The 17798-nt window shown below is 64.5% G+C and carries 18 protein-coding genes; 12 read left to right on the forward strand and 6 right to left on the reverse strand.

Annotation, left to right across the window (positions count from 1 at the left end):
- The first annotated feature begins 111 nt into the window (after nt 1–111).
- The 3 genes from BGK68_RS01900 to dapF are packed head-to-tail and all read left to right on the forward strand — an operon-like array spanning nt 112 to nt 2748.
- A complete protein-coding gene (locus BGK68_RS01900) occupies nt 112–960 on the forward strand; it encodes a lysophospholipid acyltransferase family protein (RefSeq protein ID WP_075255687.1) in 849 nt (282 codons plus the stop codon).
- Nucleotides 957–1841, forward strand: coding sequence for an LpxL/LpxP family acyltransferase (locus tag BGK68_RS01905; protein WP_075255688.1), 885 nt, complete (start codon nt 957–959; stop codon nt 1839–1841). Before BGK68_RS01900 ends, BGK68_RS01905 begins: the two co-directional genes overlap by 4 nt.
- A gap of 43 nt (nt 1842–1884) precedes the next feature.
- On the forward strand, nt 1885–2748 hold the full coding sequence (gene dapF / locus BGK68_RS01910) for a diaminopimelate epimerase (RefSeq protein ID WP_075255689.1): 864 nt from the start codon (nt 1885–1887) through the stop codon (nt 2746–2748).
- Nucleotides 2749–2831: 83 nt separating this feature from the next.
- On the opposite strand, the gene BGK68_RS01915 is transcribed toward dapF, so the two are convergent.
- The gene (locus BGK68_RS01915) at nt 2832–4424 is read right to left on the reverse strand and encodes a tetratricopeptide repeat protein (RefSeq protein WP_075255690.1); all 1593 of its coding nucleotides are present in this window, start codon (nt 4422–4424) and stop codon (nt 2832–2834) included.
- Between the two features lie 367 nt (nt 4425–4791).
- Here BGK68_RS01915 and BGK68_RS01920 point away from each other — a divergent pair, with 367 nt between their 5' ends.
- The 4 genes from BGK68_RS01920 (at nt 4792) to BGK68_RS01935 (ending at nt 8558) form a co-directional block, all read left to right on the forward strand.
- Complete coding sequence (locus BGK68_RS01920) at nt 4792–5958, forward strand: porin (RefSeq protein WP_075255691.1); 1167 nt, start codon at nt 4792–4794, stop codon at nt 5956–5958.
- Between the two features lie 210 nt (nt 5959–6168).
- Entirely contained in the window at nt 6169–6837 is a 669-nt protein-coding gene (locus BGK68_RS01925; RefSeq protein ID WP_075255692.1) for a DUF484 family protein, read from the forward strand.
- 40 nt (nt 6838–6877) lie between these two features.
- Nucleotides 6878–7870 (forward strand): tyrosine recombinase XerC, encoded by a 993-nt coding sequence (locus tag BGK68_RS01930; RefSeq protein ID WP_075255693.1) that lies wholly within the window; start codon nt 6878–6880, stop codon nt 7868–7870.
- A 118-nt stretch (nt 7871–7988) separates the two neighbouring features.
- Nucleotides 7989–8558, forward strand: a complete 570-nt coding sequence (locus BGK68_RS01935; RefSeq protein WP_407645617.1) for a Fur family transcriptional regulator — start codon at nt 7989–7991, stop codon at nt 8556–8558.
- A gap of 4 nt (nt 8559–8562) precedes the next feature.
- On the opposite strand, the gene BGK68_RS01940 is transcribed toward BGK68_RS01935, so the two are convergent.
- On the reverse strand, nt 8563–9300 hold the full coding sequence (locus BGK68_RS01940) for an HAD-IA family hydrolase (RefSeq protein ID WP_075255695.1): 738 nt from the start codon (nt 9298–9300) through the stop codon (nt 8563–8565).
- Between the two features lie 83 nt (nt 9301–9383).
- Between BGK68_RS01940 and BGK68_RS01945 the strand changes: the two genes are divergently transcribed.
- Complete coding sequence (locus tag BGK68_RS01945; RefSeq protein ID WP_075255696.1) at nt 9384–10295, forward strand: TraB/GumN family protein; 912 nt, start codon at nt 9384–9386, stop codon at nt 10293–10295.
- A 98-nt stretch (nt 10296–10393) separates the two neighbouring features.
- On the opposite strand, the gene argB is transcribed toward BGK68_RS01945, so the two are convergent.
- The 4 genes from argB to BGK68_RS01965 all read right to left on the reverse strand — a co-directional run bounded on the left by argB (nt 10394) and on the right by BGK68_RS01965 (nt 13901).
- Nucleotides 10394–11287, reverse strand: a complete 894-nt coding sequence (gene argB / locus BGK68_RS01950; protein ID WP_075255697.1) for an acetylglutamate kinase — start codon at nt 11285–11287, stop codon at nt 10394–10396.
- A 119-nt stretch (nt 11288–11406) separates the two neighbouring features.
- Nucleotides 11407–12186: a hypothetical protein gene (locus BGK68_RS01955; protein ID WP_075255698.1), complete on the reverse strand. Its 780-nt coding sequence runs from the start codon at nt 12184–12186 to the stop codon at nt 11407–11409.
- A 54-nt stretch (nt 12187–12240) separates the two neighbouring features.
- Nucleotides 12241–13017, reverse strand: coding sequence for a type III pantothenate kinase (locus BGK68_RS01960; protein WP_075255699.1), 777 nt, complete (start codon nt 13015–13017; stop codon nt 12241–12243).
- On the reverse strand, nt 13014–13901 hold the full coding sequence (locus tag BGK68_RS01965) for a biotin--[acetyl-CoA-carboxylase] ligase (RefSeq protein WP_075255700.1): 888 nt from the start codon (nt 13899–13901) through the stop codon (nt 13014–13016). The genes BGK68_RS01960 and BGK68_RS01965 overlap by 4 nt, the downstream gene beginning before the upstream one ends.
- 93 nt (nt 13902–13994) lie before the next feature.
- Here BGK68_RS01965 and BGK68_RS01970 point away from each other — a divergent pair, with 93 nt between their 5' ends.
- From BGK68_RS01970 to BGK68_RS01985, 4 genes are all read left to right on the forward strand, one after another.
- Nucleotides 13995–15149 (forward strand): VanZ family protein, encoded by a 1155-nt coding sequence (locus tag BGK68_RS01970; RefSeq protein WP_075255701.1) that lies wholly within the window; start codon nt 13995–13997, stop codon nt 15147–15149.
- Nucleotides 15150–15220: 71 nt separating this feature from the next.
- Nucleotides 15221–15541, forward strand: a complete 321-nt coding sequence (locus BGK68_RS01975) for a (2Fe-2S) ferredoxin domain-containing protein (RefSeq protein WP_013236231.1) — start codon at nt 15221–15223, stop codon at nt 15539–15541.
- A gap of 43 nt (nt 15542–15584) precedes the next feature.
- Nucleotides 15585–16247 carry an alpha/beta hydrolase gene (locus BGK68_RS01980; protein ID WP_075255702.1) on the forward strand — a complete coding sequence of 221 codons (663 nt, stop codon included), beginning with the start codon at nt 15585–15587 and terminating at the stop codon, nt 16245–16247.
- A gap of 248 nt (nt 16248–16495) precedes the next feature.
- Nucleotides 16496–17650 (forward strand): D-alanyl-D-alanine carboxypeptidase family protein, encoded by a 1155-nt coding sequence (locus BGK68_RS01985; RefSeq protein WP_013236233.1) that lies wholly within the window; start codon nt 16496–16498, stop codon nt 17648–17650.
- The last annotated feature ends 148 nt before the right edge of the window (nt 17651–17798 follow it).

Genomic DNA, 17798 nt, shown 5'->3' on the forward strand with positions numbered 1-17798 from the left:
TACCCCGTCTCGCAAGTTGTCATTAACTCGACGGCTTGTGCTATTTTACGCCTCTTGCAATTTTCTGCAATTTGGCGGCGGACGCACCCCGCCCAACCGTTATCGGCAAGTATGCTCGTTTCTTTATTCCGCCTGCTCTCTTTCCTGCCCTTGCCAGCCTTGCATGCCATCGGCGTGGTGGTGGGCTGGCTGGTGTTCCTGCTCTCGCCTTCCTATCGCCGCCGTCTGCGCAGCAACATCACGCAGGCCGGGCATGGTGCCAGCCTGTACCGGGCCGTAGGCGAGGCGGGCAAGGGCATGTTCGAGCTGCCCTTCATCTGGTGTGCAAGTCCCCGCCGGGTGCTGCGCACTGCGCGCATCGTCAATTGGGAGCTGGTCCAGCAAGCGCTGGAAGCCAAGACCGGGGTCATCTTGCTGACACCCCATCTGGGTTGCTTCGAGATCGCGGCCCAGGTCGTGGCCCGCCACACCAGCCTGAGCGTGCTCTACCGTCCGCCCCGCAAGGCCGCCCTCAAGCCCCTGATCGAAGGCGCCCGCGCGCGCGCCAACCTGCATCTGGCCCCGGCCAACCTGGCGGGCGTGCGCATCCTGTTGAAAGCCCTCAAAACCGGCCAGGCCATCGGCCTGTTGCCCGACCAGGTGCCGCAGAATGGCGAAGGCGTCTGGGCCGACTTCTTCGACAAGCCGGCCTACACCATGACGCTGTCGGCCAAGCTGCAGCAGATGAGCGGCGCGCCCCTCCTGCTGACCTATGCGCAACGGCTGTCCTGGGGCCGCGGCTATGCCATCCACTACGTGCCCTTCGAGGGAACGCTGGAAGGTACGCCCGAGCAACAGGCCCAGGCCATCAACGCCGCCATGGAAGCCCTGATCGCGCGCTGTCCGGCCCAGTACATCTGGAGCTACAACCGCTACAAGACTCCGCCCGGGGTCAGCCGTCCCGGGGAGGCCTCGGCATGAGATTCCTGCTGGCCATCATGTGGCTGCTGCACTGGCTGCCCCTGCCCATTCTGGGCCGACTGGGAGAAGGCATCGGTTCGCTGCTCTATCTCTATATGCGGCCCCGGCGTCACATCACGCTGACCAACCTGCGGCTATGCTTCCCCGAGAAGACCGAAGAAGAGCGCGTACGCATTGCCCGCGAGCACTTCCGCCTGTTCGCCCGCAGCGCCCTGGAACGCGGCATCCTCTGGTGGGCGCCGGTCTCGCGCCTGCGCCGGCTGATCCAGGTCGAACCGGGCATGCCGCTGGACACCTTTGCCAAGGGACCCACCATTCTGCTGGCCCCGCACTTCGTCTGCCTGGAAATTCCCGGAGCGACCCTGGGCGTGTTTTCGGAATATTCAGCCTGCACCATCTATACCAAGCAGCGCAACGACGTCATTGACCGCGCCCTGCTCAAAGGCCGCCTGCGTTTCCGCCCGGCAACGCTGCTGGCGCGCGAGCAAGGCGTCAAGCCCATCATCCGCGCCATGCGCAAGGGCCTGCCTTTCCTGATGCTGCCCGACATGGACTTCGGCATCCGCGATGCCGAGTTCGTCCCCTTCTTCGGCGTACCTGCCGCCACGCTCACCGCCACCGCCCGCATTGCCGCGGCCACCGGAGCTGCCGTGGTGCCGGTGGTGTGCACTTTCCTGCCCGACTACAAAGGCTGGAAGGCCACCTACTACCCGGCCTGGACCGACTATCCGGGCGAGGACATCGTCGCCGCGACCCGGCGCATGAATGCCTTCATCGAAGACCGCGTGCGCGAACATCCGGCAGAGTACTTCTGGGCGCACAAGCGCTTCAAGACGCGCCCGCCCGGCGAACCCGACGTCTACGGCCGCAACGACGCCTGAGCGTGGGCCTGGCGCCCTCTCCGCCCTCTCTTATAATGTGTCCATGAAAATCAAATTCACCAAGATGCATGGCGCGGGCAACGACTTTGTCGTCCTCGACGCCATCAACCAATCGATCTCCCTCAGCCCGGCGCAATGGCAATTCATTGCGGACCGCCGCTTCGGCATTGGCGCCGACCAGATGCTGGTGGTGGAGAAGGCGCATGGCGAGGGGGTCGATTTCCGTTATCGCATCTATAACGCCGATGGCGGCGAAGTGGAACAGTGCGGCAATGGCGCCCGCGCCTTCGTCAAGTTCGTCACCGACAAGGGCTTGACCAGCAAGCGCGCCATCCGCGTGGAAACCATGTCAGGCGTGATCGAACCGCGCCTGGAAGACGATGGCCAGATCACGGTGGACATGGGCGCTCCCATCCTCACCCCGGCCGACGTTCCCTTCGACAGCCACGGCCTGCAACACCGCAACGAAGCCGAGGACACGCTGTGGCCGCTCGAGGTAGGCGGCAAGACCACCTGGATCTCGGTCGTCTCGATGGGCAACCCGCACGCAGTACAGGTGGTGGAGGACAGCGAGGCAGCCCCGGTGCTGACCGAGGGGCCGCTGATCGAGCGTCATGAACGCTTTCCCAAGCGCGTCAACGCCGGTTTCATGCAGGTGGTGGATCGCCACCATGTGAACCTGCGGGTCTATGAACGCGGCGCGGGCGAAACCCTGGCCTGCGGCACCGGCGCCTGCGCCGCCGTGGTGGCGGGCATCCGTCGTGGCCTGCTGGACTCCCCCGTGGCCGTACAGACCCATGGCGGCGTACTGAACATCGCCTGGTCCGGCCCCGGCGAAGCGGTCATGATGACCGGCCCGGCGGTCTCGGTGTATGAAGGCGAGATCGAGCTGCCCGATCAGCTCTGAAGCGCCCTCTTGCAAGCGCAATAAGAAACGGCTTGCTGGTCGGATGACCCAGCAAGCCGTTTTTCTTTCCGGAGCCCTCGAACTCAGGCGGCCAGATCCTGCGGCTCTTCGCGTTCATCTTCCTCGGCCGACTGCGGCAGGACCGTCTTGAGGCGATACAAGCGCTGCCGGTAGTTGCCTTCGGGGCCGCTGGGCCCGCAGTCCACGTCTTCGAACAGGCGGCCGATGCGATTGAGGGCACCGCGCTGCTCGCCATTCTCGACCATGATCAGGCGACGCTTGCTGCGTGCGTACTGGCTGCGGATATCCACCATCAGGCAATGACCGCGATCGGCCTGCTTGAGGTCGATCAGCAGAGCCTCGGGACGCGTGAGCCCGAACAGTGTCGCCAGTTCGATGCGCGCAGCCAGGAAGGGATGGGCATTGACCTGTTCGCGGGTGAGCTGGGCACGCGCCAGCACCGCCCAGGCAGCCGCCTGCGGGCGGTCGGCCACCTTGTCCAGCAAGGCCTGCGCCTGCTCGTCACCCTGGCTGGCGGCCTTCTGCAACCAGTACAAGGCGCGCACATCATTGCCGGCATCGTCCCGGCGATTGCGCCAGGCGCCGATGCCGCATTCCAGCTGGGCGGCGACATGGCCCATCTCGGCCGCCCGTTCCAGGTAATGCTGCACATCGGCCAGATTGCGCTGGGAAAACTCGGGCTTGAGATAGATGCGCGAAAGTACGTACCAGGCCGCCGCCATCCCCTGCTCACCGGCCAGGGTCAGCCAGCGGATGGCCTTCTTGTAATTGGCCGAACCCAGGCCGGGGAAGCAGCGCACGCCCTGCTCGTCCAGGCGTCCATACAACAGGCCCAGCGCCAGTTGCGCATCGCGGTCGCAGGCCAGCGCGGCCAATTCCAGCAATTGCTGGGCCTGTTGCAGGTCGGCGCGCTTCTCGCCCAGATGGACCTGGGCCAGGCGGCGCAGCAGGACGATATTCTGCGGCCCAAGCACATTGGCCAGCGACTCGGCCGGCCCGTTCAGTTGCGCTACCAGCGCTTCGTATTGGCGCAGCAGCTTGTCGGCCAGCGGTTGCGCGCGCTGCCGGAACTGCACCAGGTCGGCCTGCTGCCAGGCGGCGTCGGCCAGCGCATGTTGCGCCTGCTCGATCCCTGCGTCAGCGGCCTTCTGTGTCCATTGCCGCAGATCCTCGGCTGGCGCCTGCGGCGCGGACTCCACCGGAGCCACGCCGGCGGAGGGATCGGCAGGCTGGCTGCCCTGGCGCGCCAGCAGCCACTGCGCATCGGGATCGCCCTCGCGCGCCACCACCTGCAGTACACGTATCGCTCGGGATTTCAGTTCGGCATCAGGCTCGCCTGCACTTTCCAGCACCAGGCGAGCAAACACCAGCCCCGCCTTGTTCATGCCGCCCTCGAAAGCGCGCTCATACCATTGCGCCGCTTCTTGCGGGCGGGTCAGCGTGACGACAACTTCATACGGAATATGCTCGGCAATAAGCATCCAGGCATCCGCCAATTCCTGGCGCGCGGCGCGCTCCAGCCAGTGGAATGCCGTGCTCAGGCTTTGCGGCAAACCATTGCCGCCAAACAGGTAACGCTTGCCCAGGGTGAGTTGCGCGGCGGCTTGTCCGGCGCGCGCGGCGCGGATGATTGCGAGGTCTTCGCGATTGGCCATCAGCTCTCCACGATCGGTCAGAAAGCCAAAATTATGCCCCACAATCGACATTTTTTTAAAATTGTCTCGAAATCCAACGAAATGCATCGTTTTAACAACAGGCGCATTGACGAGACGTGCCGGATCAAGTTTCTGCACTTGTGGCCGATAATAAGTGACGGGTTGCAAGCCTGATTTCCCGTCGGGGACCGATGCGCCCTCGAAAACGTTTGAAAAAAACAACACTAGCCGTGCTGTTTGACGCTTTCAACCAAATTTCCCGCCTCCACGTGACCAATCTGCGGCCACGCCAAATGAGAACCCTTAATGTCTCACCATCCGACCAGAAGTACGGATCCTCAAGACTATTTTTATAGAAGGATGTCAAATGAAAAAATCTCTGCTGGCACTGGCCGTCCTCGGCGCGTTCGCAGGTGCTGCTCAAGCACAAAGCTCCGTTACTATCTACGGTATCGTTGATACCGGTGTTACCTACACCAGCAAGGCACAAACCCCAGCTGGCGGCACCAACACCGGCAGCAAGTTCGCCATGAACTCCGGCGTGATCCAAGGTTCGCGTATTGGTTTCAAGGGCGTTGAAGATCTGGGTGGCGGCCTGTCCGCAGTGTTCAACCTGGAAGCCGGTTTCAAGAACGACACCGGCGCTCTGGATGACTCCAAGAGCACCAACACCCTGTTCCGCCGCAAGTCCGTGGTCGGTCTTGCTGGTGGCTTCGGTACCGTCCTGCTGGGTCGTCAAACCGACTTCGCTGACACCATCTCCGCTTACACCTCCGTCGCTGACTTCGGTGGCGTTGTGCAGAACTCCGGTTCGGCTCTGAACCGTCTGCAAGGCACCCGTACCAACAACTCGGTCAGCTACACCACCGCTAACCTGAGCGGCTTCACCGGTAACCTGATGTACGGTTTCGGCGAAGAAGCTGGCAAGACCTCCGGCGGCCAAGCCTTCGGTCTGGGTGGTAAGTACGACAACGGTCCTCTGGGTCTGGGCATCAACTACTACCAGTCCAAGCAAGGCTCGACCCCGGCTGACACCAGCCTGCTGGTTGGCACCACTGGCCAAGGCGTGGCTGCTTCCACCGGCAACACCGCTGCTAAGGTCCTGAACGTGGTTGCTTCCTACCAGTTCGGCCCGGCCCGCGTGTACGGTAACTGGTCGCGCGTCAAGCAAGACCTGAACACCGCTGCTGCAACCGGCCTGACCGCTGCTACCCGCACCACCGCTGCTACCCTGGCCCTGTCGCAAAAGGCTGACATGTACGAACTGGGTACCGCCTACTCCCTGAGCCCGTCCCTGAAGCTGCTGGGTTCGGTTCAGTACACCCGTGCTGACTTCGCTGGCCTGGATGGCAAGGGCAAGCTGACCCAGTACAACCTGGGTGCTGACTACTTCCTGTCCAAGCGCACCGACCTGTACGCATTCGTGTCGAACCTGCGTGCTACCGACATGAAGAACCCTGGCGTCGCTGGCGACACCACCGGCAACGATGCCAGCCAAACCGCTGTCACCGTTGGCGTTCGTCACAAGTTCTAATTCCAGGACCTGAAGCCGGTATACAAATACCGGCCACAACCTGAATTGAACCGATTCGGGCTTGCATGAGCAATTATGCAAGCCCGTTTCTCTTTCCGGACTGCAACAGCGATTGTCAGCCTGTCCGATAGCGAGGATAATCTCGCCCAACTTCCGGCCTGCCAGCCAGGCGCTGTGCCGGCCCGTCCTTTTGCCCTCGACAAATTCACGATGAACACCGAACTGGATTCCGACCTGATCGCCGAATACCTGCTGGAACACCCTCACTTCTTCGAGGAACACGCAGAACTGCTTTCGACCGTCAAGTTGACCAGCCCGGTCATGGGCCGCGCCGTCTCCCTACAGGAACGGCAGATGGAAATTCTGCGCGAGAAGATCCGCGTGCAGGAACTGCGCATGGCAGAGCTGATGCGCATCGCCCAGGAAAACGACGAAATCACCAACAAGTTCCAGGCCTGGAGCCGCGCCCTGCTGCTGACGCGCGATGCCGAGGACCTGCCGGCCGTGCTGGTGAAGCAATTGCAGGATATCTTCCACGTCCCGCAAGTGACGGTGCGCCTCTGGAACCTGGGCGCTGCCCATGCGGACAACTGGGCCGTGCAGGAAGTCACGGACGACGCCCGCATCTTCGCCAATGGCCTGTCGGCACCCTTCTGCGGTCCCAACAAGGATTTCGAGGCGGCTACCTGGCTGGACGACGCCGCCACCGTCAAGTCGGTAGCCATGCTGCCGCTGCGCGTGGGCGCTGCACCGGAAGCCTTCGGCCTGCTGGTGCTGGGCTCCCCCGATCCCAACCGCTTCACCTCCGACATGGGCACCGACTTCCTGACCCGCATCGGCGAAACTGGCAGCGCGGCGCTGGCCTGCCTGTTGCGCTGAAACGCGCCCAGGCCCGTCCTCGCTGCCCGCGTCCCGTCTCATGGAGCACAACGTGGAAAATGCGACCACCGGCCTGATCGGGCAATATCTCTCCTTCCTGCGCACGCAGCGCAAGCTCTCGGACCATACCGTCGAACACTACGGGCGCGACCTGCAGGAGCTGCGCACCCTGCTGGCCCCGGCCGGTGAGGAACATGCCGACGTCGACCTGCGCAAGACGACCCAGGTACAGATCCGCAAATGCGCCGCCCGCCTGCATGCGCGTGGCCTCAATGCACGCTCCATTGCGCGCAAGCTGTCGGCCTGGCGTGGATTTTTCGGCTGGCTGTCGATGCAGATGGACCTGCCGGCCAACCCGGTCGATGGCGTCAAGGCCCCCAAGAAAAGCAAACCCCTGCCCAAGGCCCTGGCTGCCGATGACGCTATCCGGCTGGTCTCCCAGCCTGATCCCGTGCGCGATCCCGCTTCCACCCTGGCGGCCTGCAACCGGGCCATGTTCGAACTGCTGTATTCGAGTGGCCTGCGGGTCTCGGAGCTGGTGGGGATCGATGTGGCCGATGTGCGCGAGGACGCCTACGAATCAGCCGGCTGGGTCGACCTGGAAGAAGCAGAAGTGACCGTGACCGGCAAGGGCGGCAAGAAGCGCAAGGTCCCGGTAGGCCAGGCCGCCCGCGCTGCCCTGGCCGACTGGCTGCCCTTGCGCGCCAGGCTGCGCAAGGCCGATGGCGGCCCCGACGGCCACGCCCTGTTCCTCAATGAACGCGGCGCGCGCATCTCGTCGCGGGTGGCGCAGTTGCGGCTCAAGGCCCACGGCCGGGCGCTGGAAATGGCCAGCGACGTCCATCCCCATATGCTGCGCCACTCTTTTGCCTCGCATGTACTGCAAAGCTCGGGCGACCTGCGCGCCGTGCAGGAAATGCTGGGCCACGCCTCCATCACCGCCACCCAGGTCTATACGGCGCTGGATTTCCAGCGCCTGGCCCAGGTCTACGACCAGGCCCATCCGCGGGCGCGCAAGAACGGCGGCAAATAGGATAGGGGGGCCTGGGCAAGCGCGGCGCGAAAGCAAGGGCGGCATGGGCTAAAATAGGGCGTTCCGCTATCCTAGGAAGCGCAAGCCACCGCCCTTCCCCCCGTGAATGTCCCTGCCCATGCCCATCATGAAAGTCAAAGCCACCGCCACTCCCGCCAGCAGCAATGCCCAGGCCGCCGCCATGGCCGCCCTGGCCGAGGCGCAACTGCGGGAAGCCGGCGTGCGCGTGACCCAGGCGCGGGTCAATGTGCTGGGGGCCTTGCTGGAAACGCGCAGCGCGGCCTCGCACCAGGACATCCAGGACCGTTTTGCCGACATGGACCGGGTGACCCTCTATCGCGCCCTGGACTGCCTGACCGAAGCCGGACTGGCGCACAAGATCTCCAGCGACGACCGCATCTTCCGCTACAGCGCCGGCACCGACCATGCCGAGCATGGCCTGCATGATCACAGCCATGGCAAGCAGCACCAGCACGGCCATTTCAAATGCACCCGCTGCAACCGCGTGTTCTGCCTGGATGCCAGCGACGGTACCGACTTCCTGGCCACCGTCCTTCCCCCCGCCGAAGGCCACCACTCCACTGCCGCCCAGTTGCAGTCGGCGCTGCGCAGGACGCTGGGCAAGGGCTTCCAGAGCCACGAGGTGGAACTAACCATCAAGGGCTGGTGCGCCGACTGCGCTGACTAAACGCTTAACTTCCCGCGCCGAGCGCCGCCAGCCGGCGCGGCAACTGCCGCACCGAGCGCACCTTCACATCGACGAACGCAGGCCGGCGGCTCAGCACGCGCTGCCCGCCGATATGGCCCAGCAAGGCCTGGCTGCCGCGCAGATATTGCGTGACCCAGGCCGTGCGCACCCCCAGCTCCCGTGCGGTCTTCAGGTTGTCCACCGTATCCTCGACCAGGATGCAACGGCGTGGCGTGGCCTTGTGGCGCGCCAGCAGCTTGCGCAGCATCAGGCGCGAGGGCTTGGGCCGCAACTGGCGATGCACATGCATGGATTCGATGGAGATGTGATGCGAGAAATGCCTGTGCAATCCCAGGTGGCGGACCAGCTCGCGGGAGTAGCGGCGCGGTGCATTGGTCAGCAGGATCTTCTGGCCCGGCAAGCGCTCCAGCCACCGGCCGATGCCGCGCTCGGCGCGCACCATGCCGGTCAGATCGTCGAACAGGTGCGCCTCATGCAGGAATTCATCCACGCCCACGCCGTGATGACGCACCAATCCCAGCAGGGTCGCGCCATAGAGTTTCCAGTAGTGCCGCCGCATATGGTTGACCGCTGCCTCGTCGCTGGGCAGTCCATCCTTCTCCAGCACGCGCTGGATGATGCGGTTCATGTTGGCGTTGATGGCCGGAAAGATCGCGTGGGAGGCGTTGTGCAGGGTATTGTCGAGGTCGAACAGCCAGAGCGGTGTAGTATTGGACGCCATAAATCGAGGGTGCACACAGCGGATCTGTCCGTGGGCGCATGAGCAAGCAAGGAATGAATGAAAGGCCAGCAGTGACCGGATTGATGCAACGACTGATTATAGTGAGTTTGACCTGGCTGTCCTGCCTGAACTGGCTTTCTCCGGCGCAGGCTGGCGAGACCGCCACCGATGCCCCGCCCCGCGGAGCGCTCTATGAAGTCTCCGACGGCCGCCACACGCTGCTGCTGTTCGGCACCATCCATGTGGGCGCGCCCGATTTCTATCCGCTCGAACCGCGGCTGCGCCAGGCGCTGGCCGCCGCCCCGGTGCTGGCGCTGGAGCTGGATCCGCAGAATACCGCGGCCATGCAGGAAGCGGTCCAGCGCCATGGCCTCTATCCGCCCGGCCAGCATCTGCTGGACCAGCTGGCGCCACCGCTGCGCCAGCGCACCATGGCGACCCTGCAGCGCCTGGGTCTGCCGGAGCAAGGCGTGCAGAACTTGCGTCCGTGGATGCTGGCCCTGGCTCTGACCGTTCAGGAATATGCCCGCCACGGCTACCAGAGCGCACTGGCGGTGGACAGCCACCTGGCCGCCAGCGTACGCGCCCATGGCGGCCAGATAGTGGAACTGGAGAGCGCAGAGCGTCAGATGCACCTGTTCAGCCAGCTCAGCGACGCCCAGCAGGTGCAGTTCTTGGACGATACCGTGCAAGAGCTGCAGGACAGCCAACTGAACCGCCGCATCGATACCCTGGTAGACGCCTGGCGGCATGCCGACAGCGCCGGCCTGGCCGGCGCGCTGCGCGAGCTGCAGGAAGACGACAGCTTCACCAGCCGTTTCACGCTGAAGAACCTGCTGCAGGATCGCAACCCGGGCTTGGCCACCGGCATTGCCGCCCTGCTGCGCCGGCAGGACAAGGCGGTGGCCGGCATCGGGATCCTGCATCTGACCGGCCCCGACAGCGTACCGGCCTTGCTGGCCAAACAAGGCTTGCAGATCCGGCAACTTTACTGATCGGTCGCGCCAGCATGCGCTAAGCGTGCGCTACACCAATGCAAAAAGGGATGAGCGCGCTCATCCCTTTTTGCTTGTCCTGCCTGGTCCTTGGTGGATCAGTGCGAACGAATCATGGTCCCGAAGGCCTGCTCGGTCAGCACTTCCAGCAGCAGCGAGTGCTCGATGCGGCCATCGATGATGTGCACCGTGTTCACGCCCGACTTGGCGGCGTCCAGCGCCGAGGAGATCTTGGGCAGCATGCCGCCGGAGATGGTGCCGTCGGCGAACATCTCGTCGATCTCGCGCGCCGACAGGTCGGTCAGCAGCTTGCCTGCCTTGTCTTGCACGCCGGCGATGTTGGTCATCATGATCAGCTTTTCGGCATGCAGGATCTCGGCGATCTTGCCGGCCACCACGTCGGCATTGATGTTGTAGGCCTGGCCGTCGTCACCAAAGCCGATGGGCGAGATGATGGGGATGAAGGCGTCGTCCTGCAGCGCCTTGACCACCGCCGGGTTGATCGCCTCGATCTCGCCCACGTAGCCGATATCCAGGAAGGCGCCCGGATGTTCCTTGTCCGGCATCTGCATCTTGCGCGCGCGGATCAGGCCGCCATCCTTGCCGGTCAGGCCCACCGCCTGGCCGCCATAATGGTTGATCAGCATCACGATGTCCTGCTGCACTTCACCGCCCAGCACCCATTCGACCACTTCCATGGTTTCTTCATCGGTAATGCGCATGCCCTGCACGAAGGTCCCCTGCTTGCCGATCTTCTTGAGCGCGGCGTCGATCTGCGGGCCGCCACCGTGGACCACCACCGGGTTCATGCCCACCAATTTCAACAGGATCACGTCACGGGCGAAGCCGTGCTTGAGGCTTTCCTCGGTCATCGCGTTGCCACCGTACTTGACCACGATGGTCTTGCCGTGGAATTTGCGGATATACGGCAGCGCCTCGGCCAGGATTTCGGCTTTGATCTGGGGGGCTACGTGGGTCAGGTCGGTGGTCATGGCAATGTCCTGTGGGTCGATGGGATGGGGATGCGTTTAGGGACGGGATTTTACATGGAAAGCCGCCCGGCTTCGCAGCGCAACATGCAGCGTGTGCGATCCAGGCAACGTCGGCCCGCTCAGGCGCTGCAGGCGCGGATTTCCTGATCGGGGAAGGCGCTCTTGATGTTGTCCAGGGCGGTGCGCGCTTCCGGGCTCAGGTCGCGCAGCTGGAACACCTGCTTGCCAGCGCCAGAACGGCGCGCAATGATGCGCGCGCTGCGCACCCCGCGCGAGATCAACTGCCCCACGTAGGCCTTGGCCGCCTCTTCGGTACGGAAGATGCCCAGCGAGACGCCGGAACGCAGCGCCGGATTGGGGAAACTGTCAGGAATGACGTAGAAATCACCGATACCCAGCCGGCGCAGTTCGGCAATGCGCCGCTCGGCGCCCTCGCGGCCATCCTGGGGAGGGATGTAGACCATATGGCTGGTCACATCCTGGGTCAGCTTCTGCGCCACACGGTCGCCCAGATTGAGGCTGGCCAGTTGTTCCGAGAAGCGCTTGGCATCGGCGACGGTGAAATTACCCACTTCCGTACAGGAAGGGGTGACCGCCGCCACCTGGGCGGCGGGCAGCTGGGTCGCCGGGGCAGCGGCGTTGGCCGCGGCAGCCGGCTCGCCAGCGGCGGGAGCGGCAGTTGGGGTAGTCGGCGCAGATGCGGGCGCCTGCGAGCGCGTCTGTGAGGCTAGCTTCTCGCTATTGGCCGGCAGCACGCTGAGCAGTTCCGGATGCAATTGCTCGGCCAGGCGCTGCGGTTCGCGGCGCTCGGTGGCATTGGCGCCAAAATAGCCGCGCGGCAATCCGAACAGGATCACATTGCCCACCAGCAACAGCCAAAAAAGCAGTTTCAGCTTCATCCGCGCCTTGTCTTTCCTTGCCTGTGTTGACTCTCTTGCATCGATGGACCTGCGTCAGCCCGCATGGTTCATGGCCGTATGCAAGCCGATGAGCACCAGATTATCCACTTTTTCCAGCGGCGTTTCGCCCAGCACCAGATAGGGCGCCAGCACCAGTCCCGCGCCTCCGGCCAGCAGGCAGCGGCGCGCAGTATGAGGATGGGCGCGCTGACGGGCCGCCAGCGCATGTTCGATCGCGCCCACCTGGGCGGCGATGCAGCCCGAGACGATCGCCTCTACCGTATTGTCGGCAAAGATCCCGGCCAGCGGCGTGACCTCATCGATCTGCGGCAACTGGGCGGTATTGAGCGCCAGCGAGGTCGCCATGGTGCCAAACCCGGGCAGGATCATCCCGCCCTCGAAGACACCCTGGGCGCTGACCACGTCGATGGTGGTGGCGGTTCCGCAGGTGGCGACCAGCAGTTCCTCATCCGGGTAGAGTGTACGGGCGCCGATGGCGGCGGCAAAGCGGTCACAGCCCAGGCGGGCAGGATCACGATAGCCATTGCGCACCCCGGCGCGCTCCAGGGTGGAGGCGAACCATTCGATCACCGGGGCGCTACCGAAGACCTGCTGCAGGAGCTGCTGCAGGCTCTCCCGCAGGGCTGGCCCGGCTACATTTGAAACGCAGATGCGCTGCGGCCTGTCCAGCGCGGCCCAGGCCTGCACTAGGGACTGCACCTCTCCCCGCGCCACCGCGCCCTGTTGCCGCCAACGGCCCTCGCGCTGCGGATGGTCCGACGGCACAGCCCACTTGATGCGGGTGTTGCCGGCATCGATGAGCAGCATCATCCGTCCTGCAGGCGCAAGGACAGGTCGCCGACCATCACCGCGACCTGCCCGGCCTCGGTATCGAGCAGGAAGCGGCCCATCATGTCCACGCCCACCGCCGTCCCCTCATGCAAGAGACGGCCGTTGTCGACGATCTTCACGGCCTGGCCGGCATAGGCATGGAAGGTTTCCCAGCGGCGGACGAACGCGCCAAAGCCGCGCTGTTCGAATTCGGTCAATACCTCGGCCAGCGCGCTGGCGATGATGGCCAGCACGGTCTCGCGCGGCGGCTTGCGCAGTTCGGGGACGGCGGCGATGGCGCGCTGCAGCTCCTGCTCCAGCCCTTCCGGCACACCCAGGTTCAGCCCGATCCCGATCACGGCCCAGGTGGCATCGCCACGACGGCCATCGGACGCCGTCTCGATCAGGATACCGGCCAGCTTGGCGCCCTCGCGCAGCACATCGTTGGGCCATTTCAGCTGGGGCCGCACGCCGAACACTTCCAGCGCCTCGGCCAGCGCCACGCCCACTGCCAGCGGCAAGCCCAGCAGGGCATGCATGGGCCGTTCGAAGCGCCAGGCCAGGGAAAACGTCAGCGAATCCTCGGGCGCAGCACGCCACGGACGACCGGCGCGACCACGGCCCGCAGTCTGGCGGTCGGCTACCAGCAACAGCGGACGGGTCAGCGAAGTCACGCGCTGCATCAGGTCGACGTTGGTGGAACCGGTGCAGGCCACCGCCTCGACATCGATGCGTTGCTGGCCCTGGCTGTCGGAACCGGCCAGCAGCATGCCGATGCGTTCGGGACGCACCAGTGGGGTATGTTCATCGGCCATCGCGGCAAAGTCGTCCAGCGACGGGAGCGGCCCGGTGGGCGAGCGAGAAGTCATGGTCATAGCGCGCATTGTAAGGCAGGCAGCGCGCTACGGGCGGCTTGAGAGGATCAGGTTCGCTCTGCCCACCGGCAACCATGAGCGAAATCGGTTACCCTCTGGCCCATGCCAGCCCCGCCAGACTCCCCCACCGCCGTCCCTGCCGCCGCGCCGCCCGGCGCCAGCACGGGCTCGGCCTTTGCGCGCGTGAGCCTGCTGGTCTATGCACTGCTGATCGTCTATGCCAGCTGGTATCCCTTCTCCGGCTGGCGCGACCTGGGCATCAAGCCCTTCGACTATCTGTGGGCGCACCTGCCCTATTACTGGACTGGATTCGACGTCTGGACCAATGTGGCCGGCTATGCGCCGCTGGGCCTGCTGCTGGTGCTGGCCATGCATCCGCACATCCGCCCATGGTGGGCGGTGCTGCCGGCCACGCTGGCCGGAGTGCTGCTGTCGGCCTGCATGGAGGCGGGCCAGACCTACCTGCCCACGCGCGTGCCCTCCAACCTGGACCTGCTCACCAATGCCGCCGGCGTGATGCTGGGCGCCTTGCTGGGCGCGGCCTGCAGCCGCACCTTCCTGCACGAGAGCCGCTTCCTGCTGGTGCGGCAGCGCTGGTTTCCCGCTGAAGCCAGCCGTGGCCTGGCCGTGGCCGGGCTGTGGCCGCTGGCGCTGATCTATCCGCAGAACCACCTGTTCGGGCTGGGCAACCTGGTGCCGCCGCTGTCGGGATTCTTTTCGGACCTGCTCGACACGCCCATCGACCTGGCCACGACCTGGCTCAACAATGCCCAGTTGAGCGCCGAGCAATACTGGCTGGCCGACGTCATCGTCACGGCCTGCGGCCTGACCGGTGCAGCCTTGCTGGTGCTGCAGCTCCTGCGCCGCCAGGCGCCGCGCCGGCGGCTGGTGGCGCTCTACCTGCTGGCCTGCATCGCCGCCAAGTCGCTGGCCTGTGCGCTCTTCTTCGCTCCGCAGAATGCCTTCGTCTGGATCTCGCCCAGTGCCGTGGGCGGCATCATGCTGGGGACCATGATGATTGCCGGCCTGTCCTGGGCGCCGCCCACGGCGCAACGGCACGTGGCCGGGCTGGCGCTGTTCCTGAGCCTGGTGGTCACCAACGCGGTGCCGGCCAATCCCTATTACCTCTCCACGCTGGAGACCTGGGTGCAGGGCAAGTTCCTCAACTTCGATGGTGCCGCGCAGTTCCTGTCGGTGATCTGGCCCTTCCTGGCACTCTGGGTGCTCTACCATCCGGCGCACCGGAAACAAAGCTGACCGGGGTGTATCATTGACGCTTTGCCGGCCAGCCCCGGCCGGCGTGTCGCCAACCTCCACCGGTCATCCCCATGAGCGATCAACCCTACTACGAACACCACGTCTTCTTCTGCCTGAACCAGCGCCAGCCGGGCGAGCGCACCTGCTGCGCCGACAAGGGCGCGCAGGCCGCCCAGGAACACGCCAAGAAACGCATCAAGCAACTGGGCCTGTCCGCCCCCGGCAAGGTCCGTATCAACAAGGCCGGCTGCCTGGAGCGCTGCGAGGAAGGCCCAGTCGTGGTCATCTACCCGCAAGGCACCTGGTACACCTACGTGGACAAGGAAGACATCGACGAGATCATCGACAGCCACATCGTCGGCGGCAAGGTCGTGGATCGCCTCAAGATCTGAGTTTCCAGCTTCTCCCCTCTTCCCAGTACATGTTTCGCAAGCCATGAATGCACACACCCAGAATTTCATGATCACCGGCGCCGTCGGCGCGCTCGAATGCGCACTCGACCTGCCCGATCCCGAGACCTTTTCCACGCCCGTCGGCCTGGCCCTGGTGGCCCATCCGCATCCGCTCTTCGGCGGCACCATGGACAACAAGGTGGCCCAGACCCTGGCCCGCACCTTCCTGGCGCTGGGCTATGTGGCGGTACGCATGAATTTCCGCGGCGTGGGCAAGTCCGAAGGCGTGCATGATCATGGCGCCGGCGAGACCGACGACATGGCCCTGTTGCTGCAGCACATGCGCAGCCAGTATCCCGACCTGCCGCTGGCGCTGGCCGGTTTTTCCTTCGGCACCTTCGTGCAGGCCCAGTTGCAACAACGCCTGCTGCAACAGGACCCCGCCAGCGCCGCCGAACGCCTGGTTCTGGTGGGCACGGCCGCCGGCAAGTGGCCCATGCCGCCAGCCCCGGCCGATACCATCCTGATCCACGGCGAGCAGGACGACACCATTCCGCTGACCGCCGTGCTCGACTGGGCCCGTCCCCAGGAGCTGCCGGTGGTGGTGATCCCAGGCTCGGATCACTTTTTCCACCGCAAACTGCAACATATCAAGAACGTCGTGGTCCAAAGCTGGCATCGCCGCCCGGCCCAGTTGCCGGCCTGAACACCGCAACCGACGGCGCAACGATGCAAACGCCGGCATGCAGGCTTCGTGAGGGGATTTTCCTGGGGTGAAGATCCATTCAATTGGGAACGAAGCCGTACACGTTTATAATTCAGTCCGAGCAGCCAGCCAGGCCCCTTGCGCGCCTACGCCACGCTGTCCTCACAGACTGACCCGCCCGGCCTCGATCTCTTTTCAAACCCACAGCAACGATGTTCCCCCGTGCTGGCAATTTTTCTTAGGCACCGATGAAAAAGCTTCTCGCGGCGCTCGCCGCAACCGTCCTTTCCATTTCCACCCTCACCGCTTCCGCCCAGAGCCTGCCGCCGCCGACCGTGGCCGCCAAGAGCTGGCTGTTGCTCGATGCCTCGGCCAACCAGGTGATCGCCTCCAGCGACCCTGACACGCGCGTGGAACCGGCCTCGCTGACCAAGCTGATGACGGCCTACCTGGCCTTCGCCGCCCTGCGCGACAAGCGCCTGAGCCTGGAGCAGGAAGTCAGCGTCTCGGTCAATGCCTGGAAGGTCGATCCGAGCAGCTCCAAGATGTTCATCGAACCCAACAAGCCGGTCTCCATCGACAACCTGCTCTACGGCCTGATCTCGGTCTCGGGCAACGATGCTGCCGTGGCCGTGGCCGAAGCGGTCTCGGGTACCGAAGACGCCTTCGTGCAGCTGATGAACCGAGAAGCGCAGCGCCAGGGCCTCACCAACACCCACTTCAGCAACCCGCACGGCCTGCCCAGCCCGGACACCTATACCACCGCGCGTGACCTGTCCATCCTGTGCCGCAACCTGATCAACGATTTCCCCGAGTACTACAAGCGTTATTACTCGGTGAAGAAGTTCACCTACAACAACATCACCCAGCCCAACCGCAACCGCCTGCTGTGGCTGGATCCGACGGTCGATGGCATGAAGACCGGCCACACTTCCAGCGCCGGCTACTCGCTGATCACCTCGGCCCACCGCCCGGTGCCCAACGGCGAGCGCCGCCTCATCTCGGTGGTGATCGGCACCGTGTCCGACCAGGTCCGCACGCAGGAAAGCCAGAAGCTGCTGAACTGGGGCTTCCAGAACTTCGACGCCGTCAAGCTCTACGCCAAGGGCCAGCCGGTCGATACGCCTGATGTCTGGAAGGGTTCGCAGGGCAAGATCAAGGTGGGCTTCAAGAACGACGTCTACATCACCATCCCCAAGGGCACGGCTGACAAGGTCAAGACCAAGCTGGACCGCAATGATCCGCTGATCGCCCCGATCGCCGAAGGCGCCAAGGTCGGCACCCTGAAGGTGACCATCGACGACAAGACCGTGACCGAGCTGCCGGTAGTGGCGCTGGAGTCCGTCGGCCCGGCCGGCTTCATCGGACGCGCCTGGGATTCGCTGCGCTTGATGTTCAAGTAAGCGCCAGCCGCTCCGTAGTAAGGCTTCAAGGAAAACGCCATCGGATCAACACCGATGGCGTTTTTTCATGGACTCTGCTTGATGCTTGGCCTGCCTGGCCAGCGGCAAGCACCGCACAAGAAAACGATACAAACAAAAACGCCACCGG

It is taken from the genome of Herbaspirillum camelliae (genome assembly GCF_001929405.1).
Classification (GTDB): Bacteria; Pseudomonadota; Gammaproteobacteria; order Burkholderiales; family Burkholderiaceae_D; genus Herbaspirillum; species Herbaspirillum seropedicae.

Coding starts and splice junctions, on each gene's coding strand:
- BGK68_RS01955 (WP_075255698.1), bottom strand. CDS start 12,186: ATGAAGCTGAAACTGCTTTTTTGGCTGTTGCTGGTGGGCAATGTGATC.
- BGK68_RS01935 (WP_407645617.1), top strand. CDS start 7,989: ATGCCCATCATGAAAGTCAAAGCCACCGCCACTCCCGCCAGCAGCAAT.
- argB (WP_075255697.1), bottom strand. CDS start 11,287: ATGACCACCGACCTGACCCACGTAGCCCCCCAGATCAAAGCCGAAATC.
- BGK68_RS01905 (WP_075255688.1), top strand. CDS start 957: ATGAGATTCCTGCTGGCCATCATGTGGCTGCTGCACTGGCTGCCCCTG.
- BGK68_RS01965 (WP_075255700.1), bottom strand. CDS start 13,901: ATGCGCGCTATGACCATGACTTCTCGCTCGCCCACCGGGCCGCTCCCG.
- BGK68_RS01980 (WP_075255702.1), top strand. CDS start 15,585: ATGAATGCACACACCCAGAATTTCATGATCACCGGCGCCGTCGGCGCG.
- BGK68_RS01930 (WP_075255693.1), top strand. CDS start 6,878: ATGGAGCACAACGTGGAAAATGCGACCACCGGCCTGATCGGGCAATAT.
- BGK68_RS01900 (WP_075255687.1), top strand. CDS start 112: ATGCTCGTTTCTTTATTCCGCCTGCTCTCTTTCCTGCCCTTGCCAGCC.
- BGK68_RS01915 (WP_075255690.1), bottom strand. CDS start 4,424: ATGGCCAATCGCGAAGACCTCGCAATCATCCGCGCCGCGCGCGCCGGA.
- BGK68_RS01975 (WP_013236231.1), top strand. CDS start 15,221: ATGAGCGATCAACCCTACTACGAACACCACGTCTTCTTCTGCCTGAAC.
- BGK68_RS01945 (WP_075255696.1), top strand. CDS start 9,384: ATGCAACGACTGATTATAGTGAGTTTGACCTGGCTGTCCTGCCTGAAC.
- BGK68_RS01985 (WP_013236233.1), top strand. CDS start 16,496: ATGAAAAAGCTTCTCGCGGCGCTCGCCGCAACCGTCCTTTCCATTTCC.
- BGK68_RS01960 (WP_075255699.1), bottom strand. CDS start 13,017: ATGATGCTGCTCATCGATGCCGGCAACACCCGCATCAAGTGGGCTGTG.
- BGK68_RS01920 (WP_075255691.1), top strand. CDS start 4,792: ATGAAAAAATCTCTGCTGGCACTGGCCGTCCTCGGCGCGTTCGCAGGT.
- BGK68_RS01940 (WP_075255695.1), bottom strand. CDS start 9,300: ATGGCGTCCAATACTACACCGCTCTGGCTGTTCGACCTCGACAATACC.
- BGK68_RS01925 (WP_075255692.1), top strand. CDS start 6,169: ATGAACACCGAACTGGATTCCGACCTGATCGCCGAATACCTGCTGGAA.
- dapF (WP_075255689.1), top strand. CDS start 1,885: ATGAAAATCAAATTCACCAAGATGCATGGCGCGGGCAACGACTTTGTC.
- BGK68_RS01970 (WP_075255701.1), top strand. CDS start 13,995: ATGCCAGCCCCGCCAGACTCCCCCACCGCCGTCCCTGCCGCCGCGCCG.